This is a genomic window from Shewanella carassii (assembly GCF_002777975.1).
Lineage (GTDB): Bacteria > Pseudomonadota > Gammaproteobacteria > Enterobacterales > Shewanellaceae > Shewanella > Shewanella carassii.
On sequence record NZ_NGVS01000028.1, the window covers coordinates 113,891 to 132,028 of the forward strand.

Genomic DNA, 18,138 nt, shown 5'->3' on the forward strand with positions numbered 1-18,138 from the left:
CAAGACGATGAATAAAGATATTTTGCTGGTCGCTGAAGCGGTTTCCAACGAAAAGGCTGTACCGCGCGAAAAGATTTTCGAGGCGCTCGAAATTGCGCTGGCTACCGCAACCAAGAAAAAGTATGAAGGCGATATCGATGTTCGTGTTGCCATAGATCGCAAAACCGGCGACTACGAGACTTTCCGTCGCTGGTTGGTGGTTGATGATAACGGTGAAGCGTTGGAAAACCCTTACCGTGAAATCACCCTGGAAGCGGCTCGTTATGAGAACCCTGAGATCCAGCCTGGTGAGTTCATTGAAGATGAAATCGATTCGGTACAATTCGACCGTATCACTACTCAAACCGCCAAGCAGGTAATAGTACAGAAAGTCCGTGAAGCCGAGCGCGCCCAAATTGTCGAGCAGTTTATCGACAAAGAAGGTGAGTTGGTTACCGGTGTGGTCAAAAAGAGCAACCGCGACAGCGTAGTGGTTGATCTTGGCAACAACGCCGATGGCGTGCTGTTCAAAGAAGATCTGATCTCCCGTGAGACTTTCCGTCCGGGTGACCGGGTACGCTCCCTGCTGTATGCTGTGCGTCCCGAGGCCCGTGGTGCTCAGTTGTTCCTGACCCGCACCAAGCCAGAGATGCTGATCGAACTATTCCGTGTTGAAGTACCGGAAATTGCCGATGAGATGATCGAAGTGATGGGCGCCGCTCGCGACCCAGGTTCACGGGCCAAGATCGCCGTGAAATCAAACGATCGTCGTATCGACCCTATCGGTGCCTGCGTAGGTATGCGTGGAGCCCGGGTACAGGCCGTATCCAATGAGCTTGGCGGCGAGCGTGTTGACATAGTGCTGTGGGACGATAACCCGGCACAATTTGTTATCAACGCTATGGCGCCGGCCGATGTGGCCTCAATTATTGTTGACGAAGATAACCATTCCATGGATATCGCCGTCGAAGCCGATAGTCTGGCACAAGCTATCGGCCGCAATGGTCAAAACGTTCGTTTGGCGACACAGCTGACCGGCTGGGTACTGAACGTGATGACAGTGGAAGACATGAACAAGAAACATCAGGCCGAAAGCGCCAAAGTGATGGAGCTGTTCATGGGTGCGTTGGATGTGGACGAAGATTTCGCCCAGGTGCTGGCCGACGAAGGATTCACCTCTCTGGAAGAGGTGGCTTATGTTCCTGTTTCCGAGCTGTTGGCCATCGAAGGATTTGATGAAGACATAGTTGCCGCATTGCGTGAGCGCGCCAAGGCTGCCTTGTCTACCCGTGCACTGGCATCCGAAGAAGCACTGGATGGTGCCGAACCGAGTGAAGAGTTGTTGTCCATGCCTGGAATGGAGCGCCACCTGGCCTACGTTCTGGCAAGTATGGGTGTGATAACTCTGGAAGATTTAGCCGAGCAAGGCATTGACGATTTGATCGAAATTGAAGAATTGACAGAAGAAAAAGCAGGTGAGCTCATCATGGCAGCCCGCAACATCTGTTGGTTTGGCGAAGAAGCATAGTCGATCAACAGGGGGATTTAACTGATGGCAGAGACAACAGTAGAGAAACTGTCCACTGAAGTGGGAAAAAGCGTAGAGCGATTGATCGAGCAGTTTTCCAAGGCCGGTATCAAGAAAGGCAAGAATGACAGCGTCACCGAGGCCGAGAAACAGCAACTGCTGGACTACCTGAAAAAACAACATGGTGCGGACAGTGCGCCCACCAAGATGACATTACAGCGTAAAACCGTATCGACTTTGAGTGTTGCCGGCAGCGGCGGCCAGTCCAAAGACGTCAAAGTCGAAGTACGCAAGAAACGCACCTTTGTGAAGCGTGACCCGGCCGAATTGGCCCGTCAGGCGGAAGAACAGGCTCGCGCCGAAGCCGAAGCCAAAGCTCAGGCAGAAGCCGAAGCGAAAGCCAAGGCAGAAGCTGAAGCCAAGGCTAAGGCAGAAGCCGAAGCGAAAGCCAAGGCGGAAGCTGAAGCCAAGGCCAAGGCTAAAGTGGCTCAGGATGCCGGTAAAGCCAAAGAAGAGGTTAAGGCCGATCCCAAGACCAGCGCTGAGCAGGAAGCTGCCCGTGTTGAGGCCGAGCGTCTGAAAGCGGCTCAGGCTGAAGCTGTTAAGCGCAAGGCCGATGAAGAAGCCGCCCGTGCGGCAGCCGAAGCCCGTCGCCTGGCTGAAGAGAATGAAAAGCGCTGGGCCGAAGAAGAGCGTCAGCGTCTTGAGGCCGAGAAGCGCAGCGATCACCATATCACTACCTCTAAAGTGGCCCGCGCCGCCGAAGACACCAGCGATATGGATGAGGAGAAGCGTGGTCGTCGTTCACGTCACAAGAGTGCCGGTAAGAAACGTACCAAGGACTCCCGTGACGGTCGCGAGCGCAACATCCGTAACCGTGCGCCTCAAGCCATGAACCATGGCTTCAATAAGCCGGTTGCCGCAGTCAACCGCGATGTACGCATAGGTGAAACCATTACTGTGGCCGAGCTGGCGCAGAAGATGGCCATCAAAGCCACTGAAATCATCAAGACCATGATGAAGATGGGCTCTATGGTGACCATTAACCAGGTACTGGATCAGGAAACTGCCCAACTGGTTGCCGAGGAGATGGGCCACAAGGTTGTGCTTATCCGTGAAAACGAGCTGGAGCATCAAGTTCTGGCCGACCGTGACGGTGAAGATGTCAAGCTGGAGCCTCGTGCGCCGGTTGTGACCATCATGGGTCACGTTGACCACGGTAAGACCTCGTTGCTTGACTATATCCGTCGCACCAAGGTTGCGGCCGGCGAAGCAGGTGGTATTACCCAGCATATCGGTGCCTACCATGTAGAAACCGATAACGGCATGATCACCTTCCTGGATACTCCAGGTCACGCTGCGTTTACCGCTATGCGTGCCCGTGGTGCCAAGGCTACTGATATCGTGGTTCTGGTAGTGGCTGCCGATGACGGCGTAATGCCTCAGACCATTGAAGCTATCCAGCATGCCAAGGCCGGTGGTGTACCGCTGATTGTGGCGGTGAACAAGATGGATAAGCCTGAAGCCGATGTCGATCGCGTCAAGAGTGAACTGTCTCAGCACGGCGTGATGTCGGAAGAGTGGGGCGGCGACAACATGTTTGTGTTCGTATCTGCCAAGACAGGTATGGGCGTAGACGAGCTGCTGGAAGGTATCTTGCTGCAAGCCGAAATTCTCGAGCTCAAGGCCGTACGTGACGGCATGGCCGCCGGTGTGGTTGTTGAGTCTCAGCTGGACAAGGGCCGTGGTCCTGTTGCTACCATCCTGGTTCAGGAAGGTACTCTGCGTCAGGGCGATATCGTTCTGTGTGGTTTGGAGTACGGTAAGATCCGTGCCATGAAGGATGAAAACGGCAAGAACATCACTGAAGCCGGTCCGTCGATTCCGGTTGAAATCCTGGGTCTGTCTGGGGTGCCTTCTGCCGGTGACGAAGCGACCGTTGTTCGTGATGAGCGTAAGGCCCGTGAAGTTGCCCTGTATCGTCAGGGTAAGTTCCGCGATATCAAGCTGGCGCGTCAGCAGAAGTCCAAGCTGGAAAACATGTTTGCCAACATGACCGAAGGCGAAGTGAAAGAGCTGAATATCGTGCTCAAGTCCGACGTACAGGGTTCTTTGGAAGCCATCGTCGACTCGCTGACCCGTCTGTCTACCGAAGAAGTGAAAGTGAACATTATCGCCAGTGGCGTGGGGGCACTGACCGAGACAGATGCGACTCTGGCCGCAGCGTCCAACGCCATCATGGTGGGCTTTAACGTTCGTGCCGATGCACAGGCTCGTAAGACCATCGAAAGCGAGAGTGTGGATCTGCGTTACTACAGCGTGATCTATGACCTCATCGACGAAGTTAAGTCGGCCATGAGCGGTATGCTTTCTCCTGAATTCAAGCAGGAGATCATTGGTCTGGCTGAAGTGCGTGATGTGTTCAAGTCGCCTAAACTGGGTGCAATCGCCGGTTGTATGGTGACAGAAGGTATCGTTAAGCGTAGCGCACCTATCCGGGTTCTGCGTGAGAACGTGGTTATCTATGAAGGTGAGCTTGAGTCTCTGCGTCGCTTTAAAGATGACGTTAGCGAAGTTCGCAATGGCATGGAATGTGGTATCGGCGTGAAGAACTACAATGATGTTCGCGTAGGCGACCAGATTGAAGTGTTCGAAACCGTCGAAGTTGCCCGTACCCTGTAACGACAACATCGAAAAGGGCGGCTGAGGCCGCCCTTGTTGATTTTGGGGAAGAATACTATGGCAAAAGAATTTAGTCGTACCCGACGTATCGCCCAGCAACTGCAACAGGAGCTGGCGCAGGTATTGCAGCGTGATATGAAAGATCCTCGTGTAGGCATGGTCACTGTCAACGACGTGGAAGTCTCACGGGATCTGAGTTATGCAAAAGTGTATGTCACCTTCTTTGAAGAAGACCCGGTCAAGGTCGATGAAAAGTTGGCTGCACTCAACAAGGCAGCGCCTTATGCCCGCACCCTGGTTGCCGGCAGAATGAAGCTTAGGGTGATGCCAGAGCTGAGATTTGTCTATGACAAGTCACTGGTCGAGGGGATGAGAATGTCTAACCTGGTGACCGAGGTCATCAATCAGGACAAGGCCAAGCAGCAAACCTTTGGCACCGAATCCCACGACAAGGATGAGGAAAATAACTGATGGCGCGTCGTCCCAAAGGCCGTTTGGTCGATGGTATCGTCCTGTTGGATAAAGACACAGGCATGAGCTCCAACTTTGCCTTGCAAAGGGTAAAGCGGATTTACAACGCCGCCAAGGCCGGCCATACCGGCGCGCTGGATCCTCTGGCGACCGGTATGCTACCCATCTGCCTTGGCGAAGCCACCAAGTTTTCCCAGCACCTGTTGGATGCCGATAAACGCTATCTGGTGACCGCCAAGCTTGGGCAGCGCACCGATACCAGCGATTCTGACGGCGAAGTGGTACAAACCCGGCCGGTTGAGTTTTCCATGGCCCAACTGGAACAGGCGCTGGAGCATTTTCGTGGCGATAGCATGCAGGTGCCTTCCATGTACTCAGCGCTCAAGTATCAGGGCCAACCCTTGTACAAGTACGCCCGGGAAGGCAAGGAAGTACCCCGTGAAGCTAGGCCTATTCATGTCTATGAGCTCAAGTTCATCTCTTGGGAGAATGATGAGCTGACGCTGGATATTCACTGCTCCAAGGGCACGTACATTCGCACCATAATAGATGACTTGGGTGAAATGCTTGGTTGCGGCGCCCATGTGATCATGCTGCGCCGCACTCAGGTGGCGGGTTATCCCTATGAGCGCATGGTTAGTTTGGCACAGCTCGAAGCCTTGCTGGAACAGGCCATGACCGAAGAACGGGTGCCTTCCGAACTGTTGGACCCTTTGTTGCTCCCCATGGACACAGCGGTAGCCGACCTTCCAGAGTGCAATGTTCCCGATGCCATGGCTGGTTATCTGCTCAATGGTAACCCGGTGCGGGTCGCCAAGCTGGAGGCCGATACTCTGGTGCGGATCACCTTGGGTGATGACAAGCGCTTTATCGGTGTTGGCATGATGAATGATGATGGTTTGTTGGCTCCCAAGCGTTTGGTCGTACTGCCAGAAGCAAAAAACTGAGCTCGACTTGCGATCTACAGCCCTTGGGGTTATTATGTCGCGCCCTTTGGCTGAGTTAGTGATCGGCTGGGGAAACTATCAAGACTATTTTGGAGAGACACATGTCACTAAGTACTGAAGCGAAAGCGAAAATCCTGGCTGAATTCGGCCGTGGTGAAAACGACACAGGTTCTACTGAAGTTCAGGTTGCACTGTTGACTGCTCAGATCAACCACCTGCAAGGCCACTTCAAAGAGCACACTCACGATCACCACTCTCGTCGTGGTCTGCTGCGTATGGTTAGCTCTCGTCGTAAGCTGCTGGCTTACCTGAAGCGTACCGACGTTGCTCGTTATACTGCTCTGATCCAGAAGCTGGGTCTGCGTCGCTAATCGCGAACTGTACCCAAAGAAGAGGAGGCCTTGGCCTCCTTTTTTTGTGTCTGTTCTAAGGCGATTAAGCTATGAGAGACTTCCCCCCGGTGTGCCATCCTTAGTAACCATTTAGCTTAACTGACCATCGAGATCGAGGATCCTGGCGTTATGGGGGACGATATACTTGGCTTCAAATTCTTCCAGTGGCAGAGGTTGACTGAAATAGAAGCCTTGGCCTATGGCGCAGTGGTTTTGCTTTAACCACTCCAGTTGCAACTCGTTCTCAATGCCTTCGGCGACAATTTTCAGATCCAATTGCCGCCCCAACATCAAAATAGTGGAGGCTATTGCGCTCTCTTGCGGCAGATCGGTTACAAAACAGCGGTCAATCTTCATGGTGGTGATTGGTAGGTGTCTTAGGTAAGAGAGGGACGAGTAACCCGTGCCGAAGTCATCGACGGCAATACCGAATCCTGCCGATTTAAGCTGTTCTAGTTTGCTGATTGCCAGCTCAATATCATTCATCAGTGAGGTCTCGGTGATCTCCACTTCCAGTAATTCAGGCTTTATTTGATAGCGCAGCGCCATCTGTTTGATATCCGGTACCAGGCTAGCATCGGCAAACTGTTGCGAGGCAACATTGACGGCAATAATGGTGCTAAAGTTGTAGTGCTTTTGCCAACGTCGTAGCACTCTACAGCTTTGTTCTATGACCCAACGACCGATAGGGATGATGATCCCGGTTTCTTCCGCTACCGGAATAAACGACATGGGGCTTATCAGACGACCATCTTTTTGCCAGCGGATCAGCGCCTCGCATCCCACTAATTCGCCGGTTTCGATATTGACCTTAGGTTGAAAGTGCAGCAGGAATTCGTTGTTACGAATGGCGTCGTGCAGCGAGGCCTCGGTGCGCAGCCTCACCGCCGCCCGCTCTGTCATCTGCTGCTTGAAGAAGGCCCATTGGTTGGAGCCTGCGGCCTTGGCGCTGTACATGGCGATATCGGCGTGACGAATAAGGTCTTCGGCGCTCAGACCATCTTCCGGATAAATGGAAATACCTATGGATGCCGCCGGATGAATGGCATGTTCATTGAGCTGCACCGGGGTATTGAGTTGGATCAACAGTTTGTCGACAAAGTCGGCGGCTTGGGTTGGTGATTGAATTTCATCGGCCAGGATCACAAACTCATCACCGCCGAGGCGGGCCACAGTGCCCTTGTCCCCAACAACCCGCTCCAAGATACGGGCTATCCTTGCCAGAAACTGATCGCCCACCGCATGCCCCAGTGAGTCGTTGACGTTTTTGAATCTATCGAGGTCAATAAACAACAGACTGAAGTTGCGTTTATGTACCCGGGCGCGTTGAATGGTAACGGCTATGGTTTCCAGCAGCAAGGTACGGTTAGGTAGGCCGGTGAGCGGATCCCGGGTCGCCATTTTGCGCAGCTTACCTTGAGTCTTGCTGAACTGCTTGAGGATCTGGTTGAACTTGGAAGTCACCAGCCCCAATTCATCATCTTTGTGATTGGCCGACACCGGCAGCATGTTTTCATCCGGAGATTCCGGGTCAATCTTGTCTATCGCTTCACTGATCCGGGCGATGGGCTGAGTCAGGAAACGGTGGAACACTATGGACAGCACCAGAGTCAGAAATAGCGCTCTGGCCAAGGTTGCCGTAAAACTGAATTGCAGTTGTCTGATCAGGCTTTGGGTTAGCTCCCGAGTATCATAGTTGATGGTGAGCGTGCCTATCAGTTGCTCCTTTTGCGCGCCTTCAAAATAGAAGGGTCTCAGCAAAGGTCTTGAGATCTGTTTAAGATCGCCAAACAGTTTGAGACTGATATCTCCGAATGTATCTGAGTGTTCGGGAAGACCGCTGCCGAGATTAACGAATAGGGAGTTATCATCCAAAGTGATCTTGGCCGAGCCGACATGCTCTACCTTCATCACCCCTTCAAGGGTTTGCCGGGCCAGATTATCATCCAGCGCCCAAACTGCATTGGCGGCCGGCTGCTCCACAGAATCGAGCAACTCTTGTTGACTGCTGAGTAATGATTGTCTCTCAGTCTTTACCACAATGGCTATTTCGATGATAAAAATGGCAACGGCAAAAAAAAGCGCGGTGAAAACCACCAGGTTGGTTTGCTTCCAAGTGAGTGATTTAAACCTGGCAGTATTCATCTGCCTCTTCCTGCTTTGTGAGCGATATCTATATTCAAGGCTAGTCCAAATTGGTAGCAATGCCGCAACTTGTGGCTGATATAGTCCACTTTAGAAAAAAGAAGCGCCTTTGTCATCATCTGGCACTCTTTATCTATTCAAGAGGTTTGCAGTATACTTACGCGCGAAATTCAAGGTTATTAAATTAAGGAATGGGTCAAGTGAATCCTATTGTAAAAAGTTTTGAGTATGGTCAACACACAGTCACTCTGGAAACAGGGGTTATTGCACGCCAAGCCGATGCAGCCGTTCTGGCCAGCATGGGCGATACTACAGTTCTGGTGACTGTGGTTGGCAAGAAAGAAGCAGACCCAAGCCGTGACTTTTTCCCGCTGACTGTTAACTATCAGGAAAAGACTTACGCAGCCGGTAAGATCCCTGGTGGTTTCTTCAAGCGTGAAGGTCGACCATCTGAAGATGAAACACTGATCGCCCGCCTGATTGACCGTCCTATCCGTCCACTGTTCCCTGACGGCTTCACCAACGAAGTCCAAGTGATCATCACTGTGGTTTCTGTTGATCCACAGATCGAGCCAGACATTGTGGCCATGATAGGTACCTCTGCTGCTTTGGCTATTTCCGGTATTCCATTCAATGGTCCTCTGGGTGCGGCACGTGTCGGTTACATCAATGGCGAATATGTGCTGAACCCTGGTGCAGAGCTGCGTGAAAACAGCGAGCTGGATCTGGTTGTTGCCGGTACCCAGAGCGCCGTGCTCATGGTGGAATCTGAAGCCAAGGCCCTGCCTGAAGAAGTAATGCTGGGTGCCGTGGTATACGGTCACGAGCAGCAGCAGGTGGTAGTTAATGCCATCAATGAACTCAAGGCCGAAGCCGGTAAGCCTGCTTGGGACTGGACGGCTCCTGTTGCCAACGAAGAGCTGGTTGCCAAGGTTAAGGCGCTGGCCGAAGAAGGTCTTACTGCCGCTTACCAGATCATCGCCAAGCATGAGCGCCGCGATGCGGTAGTTGAAGTCAAGAAAGCCGCTATCGAAAAGCTGCTCGAGGAAAACCCTGAGCTGGATCAGCGTGAGCTGGACGGCCTGCTGGGTAGCCTGGAGAAGAAAGTGGTTCGTAGCCGCATCATCAAAGGTATGCCTCGTATCGACGGTCGTGAGCCTGATATGGTGCGTGCCCTGTCTGTGATGGCCGGCGTGCTGCCACGTACTCACGGTAGCGCCCTGTTTACCCGTGGTGAAACTCAGGCTCTGGTGACCTGTACTCTGGGTACTGAGCGTGATGCGCAGAAGATTGACTCCATCATGGGCGAGCGTACCAACCGCTTCATGCTGCACTATAACTTCCCTCCATACTCTGTCGGTGAAACCGGCATGGTGGGTTCACCCAAGCGTCGTGAAATCGGTCACGGTAAGCTGGCATGGCGTGGTATCAACGCAGTAATGCCTTCTGCTGAAGAATTCCCATACAGCGTGCGCGTAGTATCTGAAATCACTGAATCCAACGGCTCCAGCTCTATGGCGTCTGTGTGTGGTACTTCTCTGGCGCTGATGGATGCCGGTGTACCTATCAAGACTTCTGTTGCCGGTATCGCCATGGGTCTGGTGAAAGAAGGTGATGACTTCGTGGTACTGTCTGACATTCTGGGCGATGAAGATCACCTGGGTGACATGGACTTTAAAGTGGCCGGTACCCGTGATGGTGTGACCGCACTGCAGATGGATATCAAGATTGAAGGTATCACTAAGGAAATCATGGAAATTGCGCTGCAGCAAGCCTATGGTGCCCGTGTGCATATCCTCAATGTAATGGATCAGGCCATTGGCTCTGCCCGTGACGATATCTCTGACCATGCTCCACGTATCACTACCATCAAGATCAACCCTGAGAAGATCCGTGAAGTGATAGGTAAGGGCGGTGCAACTATCCGTGCACTGACCGAAGAGACTGGTACTACCATCGAGCTGGAAGACGACGGCACTGTGAAGATTGCTTCAAGCAATGCCGATGCCACCAAGGAAGCTATCCGCCGCATCGAAGAGATCACCTCTGAAGTGGAAGTGGGTCGCATCTACAAGGGTAAAGTTATCCGCATCGTTGACTTCGGTGCCTTCGTTAACATTCTGCCCGGTAAAGATGGTCTGGTACACATCTCTCAAATCGCTGAAGAGCGTGTGGCCAACGTATCCGACTACCTGCAACTGAACCAGGAAGTTACCGTTAAGGTAATGGAAGTGGATCGTCAGGGCCGTGTACGTCTGTCTATCAAGGAAGCACAACAAGCTGCTCCAGAAGCAGCCGAGTAAGCTTTCATCGCATGAGAAAAGGAGACCTTAGGGTCTCCTTTTTTATTGCCACCACTTAAATTATCTTGGATTTGCCCGCGTTGGCGGATAGCGTAGCCACGGCTGTATTGCTATGATTGAGCCTGCATTGGGATATGACAAAGGAAGGATTGGATGAGTTTTAATCTGCGCGCCGCTGTGTTTTCTGTACTGGCCGGAGCCAGTTTGCTGACTTCGGGATGCGCTTCCCTGCCGGCGTCTGAAACCAACAGTGAGCTGTTGGTCGCCCCTGTTTTGCCTGACTATAAGTTGGAAGTCACTCTGGCAAAACTCAACGAGATTCTGGCCAGAGCTGAACTGACCACAGAGCAACGCGCCCGTTTTCATTATGATCGCGGCGTTATATACGACAGCGTTGGCTTGAGGATCTTGGCTCGCATCGATTTTCATCAAGCGTTGAAACTGCAACCGGATTTAGCCGATGCCTATAATTTCCTTGGCATCTATTACACTCAGGAAGGTGAGTTTGAAAGCGCCTACGAGGCGTTTGATGCGGTTCTTGAATTATCGCCCGAATATGATTATGCCTTTCTCAATCGCGGAATTGCGCTTTACTATGGCGATCGCAAAGAGCTTGCCGCCAAAGATATGGAAAGCTTTTACCTCAAGGATGAAAGCGACGGTTACCGGGCGCTGTGGTTATATTTGACCGAATATGAACTCTCACCCCAAGAGGCGATTGCAAGGCTGCAATTCAACCGCACCCGTCTGGATGATAATGCCTGGGCGACAGTGTTGGTTGACTTCTATCTGAGAGCGGTTGATGAGTCTCAGGTATTTGCCATGGCCAAGAGCGGCCTGACTCATCCCAAAGAGTATGCCGAGCGTTTATGTGAAGCTTATTTCTATCTCGCAAAGCTGGCCGCGGAACAGGGAAATAAAGATAAGGCGGCCGATTATCTGCGCCTGGCGCTGGCCACCAATATCTACGATTTTGTTGAACACAGATATGCCAGAATGGAACTGGCATTGCTGGAGCAAACGCCGGAACCCGTGCAACAGACGGCTAACTGATCTGCCTTTATCTGACAATCAAAGGCCTTGCCTAGCCAAGGCCTGAGGGAGGCGCTATAATTTGCGCCTTTTTCAAGCGTCATAAGTGTACGGAAGAACATGTCAGGTATTAAAGTCGAAGTGGATAAGCGCCGCACCTTCGCCATCATTTCTCACCCGGATGCGGGTAAAACCACCATTACAGAAAAAGTCTTGCTTCATGGCCGCGCCATTCAATCTGCCGGTACAGTAAAAGGCCGTGGTTCGTCTCAGCATGCAAAATCTGACTGGATGGAGATGGAAAAGGAGCGGGGGATCTCGGTCACGACTTCTGTGATGCAATTCCCCTATAACGACTGCCTAGTTAACCTGCTGGATACCCCCGGCCACGAAGACTTCTCTGAGGATACCTACCGTACCCTGACAGCGGTGGACTCCTGTCTTATGGTTATCGATGCCGCCAAAGGGGTTGAGGACAGAACCCGCAAGCTGATGGAAGTGACTCGGCTGCGTGATACCCCTATCGTCACCTTCATGAACAAACTTGACCGGGATATCCGCGATCCAATGGAATTGCTCGATGAAGTGGAAAACGAGCTCGATATTCTCTGTGCTCCGGTCAGTTGGCCCATAGGTTGTGGTAAGTCTTTCAAAGGCGTTTACCATATCCACCGCGATGAAACCATTCTGTATCAAACCGGTCACGGTCACACCATTCAGGAAGTACGGATAGTCAAAGGGTTGGATAACCCTGAGCTGGACCAAGCTGTTGGCAGCGATCTGGCCGCGCAGCTGCGTGACGAGATGGAGCTGGTAACCGGCGCCTCCAATGAATTTGATCTCGAACTGTTCCTGAGCGGCGAGCTAACACCTGTGTTCTTCGGGACCGCTTTGGGTAACTTCGGGGTCGACCATATGCTGGATGGCTTGACCGCCTGGGCGCCCAAGCCTATGCCAAGACAGACTACTGAACGTTTGGTCGAAGCCGGTGAAGAGAAGTTTTCCGGTTTCGTGTTTAAGATCCAGGCGAACATGGATCCCAAGCACAGAGACAGAATCGCCTTTATGCGCATCGTTTCCGGTAAGTACACCCAGGGCATGAAGATGAAACATGTCCGTATAGGGAAAACTGTCAGCATCTCCGATGCGGTAACCTTTATGGCCGGTGACCGTGAGCGCGCCGCCGAAGCCTATGCCGGCGATATCATAGGTTTGCACAACCATGGCACGATTCAGATAGGTGATACTTTTACCCAAGGGGAAGAGTTGAAGTTCTCCGGGATCCCCAACTTTGCGCCAGAAATGTTCCGTCGTATTCGCCTTAAAGATCCGCTGAAACAGAAACAGCTGTTAAAAGGTCTGGTGCAACTCTCGGAAGAGGGGGCCGTGCAGGTTTTCCGTCCGCTGGATACCAATGATTTGATTGTAGGGGCTGTTGGGGTACTGCAGTTTGAGGTGGTAGTCGCCAGACTCAAATCGGAATACAACGTGGAAGCCATCTATGAGGCCATCAACGTGGCAACTGCGCGTTGGGTGTACTGTGATGATGCCCGTAAGTTGGAAGAGTTCCGTCGTAAGTGCTCCACCAACCTGGCGTTGGATGGTGGTGACAACCTGACTTATATTGCTCCGACCATGGTTAATCTCAATTTGTCCGTGGAGCGCTATCCGGACATTGAGTTTGCCAAGACTCGGGAACATTAACTATAAAGGTGGAGCTTGCTCCACCTTTTTTATTGGATGTTGTTGAGAGATCTTCTGATGTTGTTTATTCAAAAGTGCTGGCAAAGTTACATACGCTTTTGTGATCGTTTGGGACTAACTGAAGAAAATCGGCGCTGCTGTATGCCGAGACTCAGCGATCCTCCACTGCAAAAAAGAGCACAAACGTCTGATGGTCAAGAAAGGCCAAAAGAGGACGAGCGGCATGATCTTTGACTCCCATGCCCACTTGGATTTCAGTGACTTTGATCATGACAGATTGGCCTTGATAGCCGCGATGAAGGCTGCCGGTATTGGTGGGGCCATTATTCCCGGTGTCAGCCGTGAGCATTGGTCAAAGCAGAAAGCGATTGCTCACCAACTGCAACTGCCTTTCACCTTAGGGATACATCCTTGGTATTGCCCGCAAACGCTTGTTGATTGTGATCTTTCTTTGGCTGCGCTCAAAACTGAACTCACGACCGCGAATGACTCTCTGTTGGTGGGAATTGGTGAGTGTGGTTTGGACAAACCCAAGGCCGAACTTGCGCAAGACAATCCGGCGCATGTCTCTTGGAACCGTCAATACCGGGTGCTGGAAGGGCAGTTGGCCTTGGCCGAAACATTGAACCTGCCGCTGATACTGCATTCGGTGAAGACCCATAATGAACTCTTGGGCATGTTGAAACAGCATTCGTTGCCGCGGGGGGGCGTAATCCATGCGTTCAATGGTTCTTACGAAATAGCCACGGCTTATCTGGATCTTGGCTTCAAGCTGGGGATCGGTGGTTTGCTGCTCAATAAAAATGCAAAAAAGTTGCGTGATGTTGTTGGCAAATTGCCGCTCGATGCCCTGTTAGTGGAGACAGATTCGCCCTCAATGACGCCGAGTATCCTATCGGAAAAACGCAATACCCCATTGACATTGGTACAAATAATCGCCGAATTGGCAAATTTGCAGAAAAATACTAATGTTCTAATATCAGAACACTTGCAGCAGAACTTGATGCAACTGTTTGAGCTTTAGTTTTTTTTAATTAAACAGGTGTAACTCGCATTCGGCTGTGTGACTAAACTTTTGAAAATTAACTTCAAAAACTTGATCAAAACGACGATTTTGCCCCGGAGGTCGGGTATAATCTTGCTCGGAAAAAGGTTGGTTAACAACATAATTAAAAAGCGTTAACAATAGGGTGATGGTTAATGAATATACTTATGAGCTTGGTAGGGGTGGTCACCCTACTCGCGATTGGTTTCTTGTTGTCAAACAACAAGAAGGCAATCAATCTTAGAACGGTTGGTGGTGCACTGGCGATTCAGGCCGCTTTCGGTGGTTTTGTGCTGTATGTGCCGGTTGGTAAAGATATCCTGAAAAGTATATCCGATGCTGTTTCCAGCGTTATCGGTTATGCACAAAATGGTATTGGTTTCCTGTTTGGTGATTTGGCTAACTTCAAAGTCGGCTTTATCTTCGCAATAAACGTACTGCCAATCATAGTGTTCTTCTCCTCTCTGATCGCAGTGCTCTATTATCTGGGCATCATGCAGTGGATTATCCGCATCATAGGCGGCGCCTTGCAGAAGGCTCTGGGTACCAGCCGTACCGAATCTATGTCTGCTACTGCCAACATCTTCGTGGGTCAGACAGAAGCGCCTCTGGTGGTTCGTCCCTTCATTCCTACCATGACTCAATCTGAGCTGTTTGCCATTATGGTGGGTGGTCTGGCATCTATCGCAGGCTCTGTTTTGGCTGGTTACGCGCAAATGGGTGTACCGATCCAGTATCTGGTAGCGGCTTCCTTTATGGCGGCGCCTGGTGGTCTGTTGATGGCCAAACTGATGCATCCAGAGACCGAAACCGCCAAGAATGACATGGATGAACTGCCGGACGATCCCGATAAGCCTGCCAACGTGCTTGACGCCGCTGCAGCCGGTGCATCTTCTGGTATGCATCTGGCGCTGAACGTTGGTGCTATGCTGCTGGCCTTCATCGGTTTGATTGCCATGCTCAACGGTATCATTGGTGGTATCGGCGGCTGGTTCGGTGTTGAAAACCTGACGCTGGAACTGATCCTGGGTTACATCTTTATGCCGCTGGCTTACCTTATCGGTGTGCCATGGAACGAAGCCATGGTTGCTGGTTCTTTCATCGGTCAGAAGATAGTGGTCAACGAGTTTGTGGCTTACATGAACTTTGCACCCTACATCCATGATGCTGCTATGGCTTGTACTACAGTTGCCGCTGATGTCACTAAAGAGCTGCCTATGTGTGTGGCTGAAACTCAGGCGCCAATGACAGCCCGTACAATGGCGATTGTCTCTTTTGCTCTGTGTGGCTTCGCTAACCTGTCTTCTATCGCGATCCTGCTGGGCGGCTTGGGTGCAATGGCACCAAATCGTCGTCACGACCTGGCTAAACTGGGTCTGCGCGCTGTGGTTGCCGGTTCTCTGGCTAACCTGATGAGTGCGACTCTGGCCGGTTTGTTCCTGGCACTGTAAAGGTGATAGTAAATAGAGGTCTGGATCTCCAGGCCTCCTGTTTAATCCAATCGATTTCCAAATTAGGTTTGCTTGACTCCAATGCCCGCTAAGGTAGGCAATGAGAGTTGGACAAGAGTGCAGATAATTCTGACTACAGACTTAAATTGGCATTTTTGTTCAGATAATAAAATTTAGTGTTCGTATTTTATTTAGTCTTTCTTGTGGTTTTGGATGGAGTAGGTAGAATGCGGGCGCCAATTAAAAGAATGCTGCTCCAAGAGGGTAGCGAGAACCAAAGATGAATGGGGTTGATGATGAAAAACGTTAAAACTTTAGCTTTAGCCGCTACTGCAGTCGCAGCCATGTCTGGCAACGCCTATGCTGCCGATCGTTCTGATCTGCACGGTAGTGACTACAAGTGGATGCAGTTTAATGCGATGTACTCTATTGATGAGCATCCAATTGCTGCCGGTTCCGATGCCGAACATAACTACCTGGAAATGGAGTTCGGTGGTCGCTCTGGTATTGTTGATCTGTATGGTTATGTCGATGTATTTAACCTGGCAAACAGCAAGTCTGGTGACAAGGTTGATGGCGCGAGCAAGATGTTCATGAAGTTCGCTCCTCGCTTCTCAATCGACGCTATGACTGGTTGGGATCTGTCAGCCGGTCCTATCCAAGAAGTTTACTTCTCTACTCTGTTTAACTGGGGCGGTGGCGCTATCACAGGCGTTTACGATGCCAAAGACCCAGATGGTAAAGACGTTAAAGTAGAGACTGAAGGTGATACCAACGTATCATTCTGGGGTATCGGTGCAGACGTTATGGTGCCTTGGTTGGGTAAAACCGGCATGAACCTGTACGCTACTTATGACTTCAATAAGAAGGATTGGAACGGTTATCAGTTCTCTATGAACTGGTTCAAGCCTTTCTACTTCTTCGACAACAAGAGCTTCCTGTCTTTCCAAGGTTATATCGATTGGCAGTTCGATATGGACGTTGATCCAAACAACTTCAACGCCTTTACTGGTAAGAACAATAACTCTTCTCATGGTGGTAACGTGTTCCTGGGGCTGTACTGGCATTCAGATCGTTACGCGGTTGGTTACGGTGCCAAGTACTACAACAGAGTATATGGCCTGAATAACCAAGCGTTTGCCAACGAGTTCTGGGGTGGTTTGGATACAACGGGTTGGGGCCACTATTTCAGTGTGACCTACAAGTTCTAAGTTGTGATGGGGGCTGCCCTCAGGGCGGCCCCATTTTATTTGCTCTGACTTAATCTTTACCTAAGCCTGAGCTATAGTGAGTTGGGTTCGTTGAGCCCGCAATAATAGCCGGAAGCTGATTCAGCTTGTTTATGTAAAGGTTGACAGATTTCTCGCGTTAAAAGGGATTTTTCGCGGCAAGGCAAGGAACTCGAGTTCCCCCTTCCCGGTCTTCAAGGATTCAAGTCGTGATACTCGTTATCAAGGTTGAATACCCTATAAAGATGATTTGCAGTTAAATGCAGGCGTCGCCCGAAGGCCCGGCCATAACAATAACCACAAAAGCCCCTCTGGCGCTGCCAAGACAGATTTTTAATCCTTTGATTTTATGTCTCGGAGAGCAATTATGAGCGATTTAAAACTAGCAGCACAGCGCGCCATCCAACTGATGGACCTAACCACTCTGAATGATGATGATACCGATCAGAAGGTGATTGAGCTGTGTCATAAGGCCAATACTCCGGCTGGTCATACCGCTGCTATCTGCATCTATCCACGCTTTATTCCCATTGCGCGTAAGACTCTGGACGCCATGGGCGCCGATGATATTCGTATTGCCACAGTCACTAACTTCCCTCACGGCAATGATGACATCGCCATCGCCGTACTGGAAACCCGCGCCGCCGTAGCCTACGGTGCCGACGAAGTGGATGTGGTATTCCCTTATCGCGCACTGATGGAAGGCAACGAAACTGTTGGTTTTGAGTTGGTAAAGGCCTGTAAAGAAGCCTGTGGCGAAGATGTGCTGCTGAAAGTGATCATCGAATCCGGTGAGTTGAAAGACCCGGCGCTTATTCGCAAGGCTTCAGAGCTGTCTATCGATGCTGGTGCCGACTTTATCAAGACCTCTACCGGCAAGGTGCCGGTAAACGCCACTCTTGAAGCGGCTGAAATCATGTTGACCGTTATCAGTGAAAAGAACCCCGCAGTAGGCTTCAAGCCTGCCGGTGGTGTGCGTGATGCCGCCCAAGCCGCAGAGTTTCTCGGTACAGCCGAGCGCATCTTGGGCAGTGATTGGGTGTCCCCCCGTACTTTCCGTTTCGGTGCATCCAGTCTGCTGTCCAGCCTGCTACACACTTTGGATTTGGCCGATGCGCCTGCAGTCACTCAAGGATACTAATTCCCTCAGAGTGTGATCTAAGTCTATTTGGTGGCGTCAAAACTTGATTCGTTTCTGTAATAAAGTTACTACATGTTTTGACGTCCAAC

Annotated in this window: 13 protein-coding genes; 12 read left to right on the plus strand and 1 reads right to left on the minus strand. The window is 51.2% G+C overall.

The annotated features are described in order from the left end of the window. Positions 1 to 7: 7 nt before the first annotated feature. The 5 genes from nusA to rpsO all read left to right on the plus strand — a co-directional run bounded on the left by nusA (position 8) and on the right by rpsO (position 5,978). Positions 8 to 1,507, plus strand: a complete 1,500-nt coding sequence (gene nusA / locus CBE72_RS13865; protein ID WP_100144242.1) for a transcription termination factor NusA — start codon at positions 8 to 10, stop codon at positions 1,505 to 1,507. A 24-nt stretch (positions 1,508 to 1,531) separates the two neighbouring features. After that, positions 1,532 to 4,189: a translation initiation factor IF-2 gene (gene infB / locus CBE72_RS13870; RefSeq protein WP_100144244.1), complete on the plus strand. Its 2,658-nt coding sequence runs from the start codon at positions 1,532 to 1,534 to the stop codon at positions 4,187 to 4,189. 57 nt (positions 4,190 to 4,246) lie between these two features. Further along, on the plus strand, positions 4,247 to 4,660 hold the full coding sequence (rbfA, locus tag CBE72_RS13875) for a 30S ribosome-binding factor RbfA (RefSeq protein ID WP_100144246.1): 414 nt from the start codon (positions 4,247 to 4,249) through the stop codon (positions 4,658 to 4,660). Then, positions 4,660 to 5,607 (plus strand): tRNA pseudouridine(55) synthase TruB, encoded by a 948-nt coding sequence (gene truB / locus CBE72_RS13880; RefSeq protein WP_100144248.1) that lies wholly within the window; start codon positions 4,660 to 4,662, stop codon positions 5,605 to 5,607. Before rbfA ends, truB begins: the two co-directional genes overlap by 1 nt. Before the next feature lie 101 nt (positions 5,608 to 5,708). Further along, positions 5,709 to 5,978, plus strand: a complete 270-nt coding sequence (gene rpsO, locus CBE72_RS13885) for a 30S ribosomal protein S15 (RefSeq protein WP_100144250.1) — start codon at positions 5,709 to 5,711, stop codon at positions 5,976 to 5,978. Positions 5,979 to 6,089: 111 nt separating this feature from the next. On the opposite strand, the gene CBE72_RS13890 is transcribed toward rpsO, so the two are convergent. Continuing rightward, a complete protein-coding gene (locus CBE72_RS13890) occupies positions 6,090 to 8,144 on the minus strand; it encodes a putative bifunctional diguanylate cyclase/phosphodiesterase (protein WP_100144252.1) in 2,055 nt (684 codons plus the stop codon). Between the two features lie 200 nt (positions 8,145 to 8,344). Here CBE72_RS13890 and pnp point away from each other — a divergent pair, with 200 nt between their 5' ends. The 7 genes from pnp (at position 8,345) to deoC (ending at position 18,049) form a co-directional block, all read left to right on the plus strand. Further along, the gene (pnp, locus tag CBE72_RS13895; RefSeq protein WP_100144254.1) at positions 8,345 to 10,447 is read left to right on the plus strand and encodes a polyribonucleotide nucleotidyltransferase; all 2,103 of its coding nucleotides are present in this window, start codon (positions 8,345 to 8,347) and stop codon (positions 10,445 to 10,447) included. 153 nt (positions 10,448 to 10,600) lie between these two features. Next, a complete protein-coding gene (gene nlpI / locus CBE72_RS13900) occupies positions 10,601 to 11,500 on the plus strand; it encodes a lipoprotein NlpI (protein ID WP_100144256.1) in 900 nt (299 codons plus the stop codon). Positions 11,501 to 11,599: 99 nt separating this feature from the next. Next, the gene (gene prfC, locus CBE72_RS13905) at positions 11,600 to 13,183 is read left to right on the plus strand and encodes a peptide chain release factor 3 (RefSeq protein WP_100144258.1); all 1,584 of its coding nucleotides are present in this window, start codon (positions 11,600 to 11,602) and stop codon (positions 13,181 to 13,183) included. A gap of 226 nt (positions 13,184 to 13,409) precedes the next feature. Next, a complete protein-coding gene (locus tag CBE72_RS13915) occupies positions 13,410 to 14,207 on the plus strand; it encodes a TatD family hydrolase (protein WP_167387676.1) in 798 nt (265 codons plus the stop codon). Positions 14,208 to 14,383: 176 nt separating this feature from the next. Further along, positions 14,384 to 15,679, plus strand: coding sequence for a NupC/NupG family nucleoside CNT transporter (locus CBE72_RS13920; protein WP_100144262.1), 1,296 nt, complete (start codon positions 14,384 to 14,386; stop codon positions 15,677 to 15,679). 296 nt (positions 15,680 to 15,975) lie between these two features. After that, on the plus strand, positions 15,976 to 16,890 hold the full coding sequence (locus tag CBE72_RS13925) for a nucleoside-specific channel-forming Tsx family protein (RefSeq protein WP_100144312.1): 915 nt from the start codon (positions 15,976 to 15,978) through the stop codon (positions 16,888 to 16,890). Positions 16,891 to 17,275: 385 nt separating this feature from the next. Then, entirely contained in the window at positions 17,276 to 18,049 is a 774-nt protein-coding gene (gene deoC, locus CBE72_RS13930) for a deoxyribose-phosphate aldolase (protein ID WP_100144264.1), read from the plus strand. Positions 18,050 to 18,138: the final 89 nt, after the last annotated feature.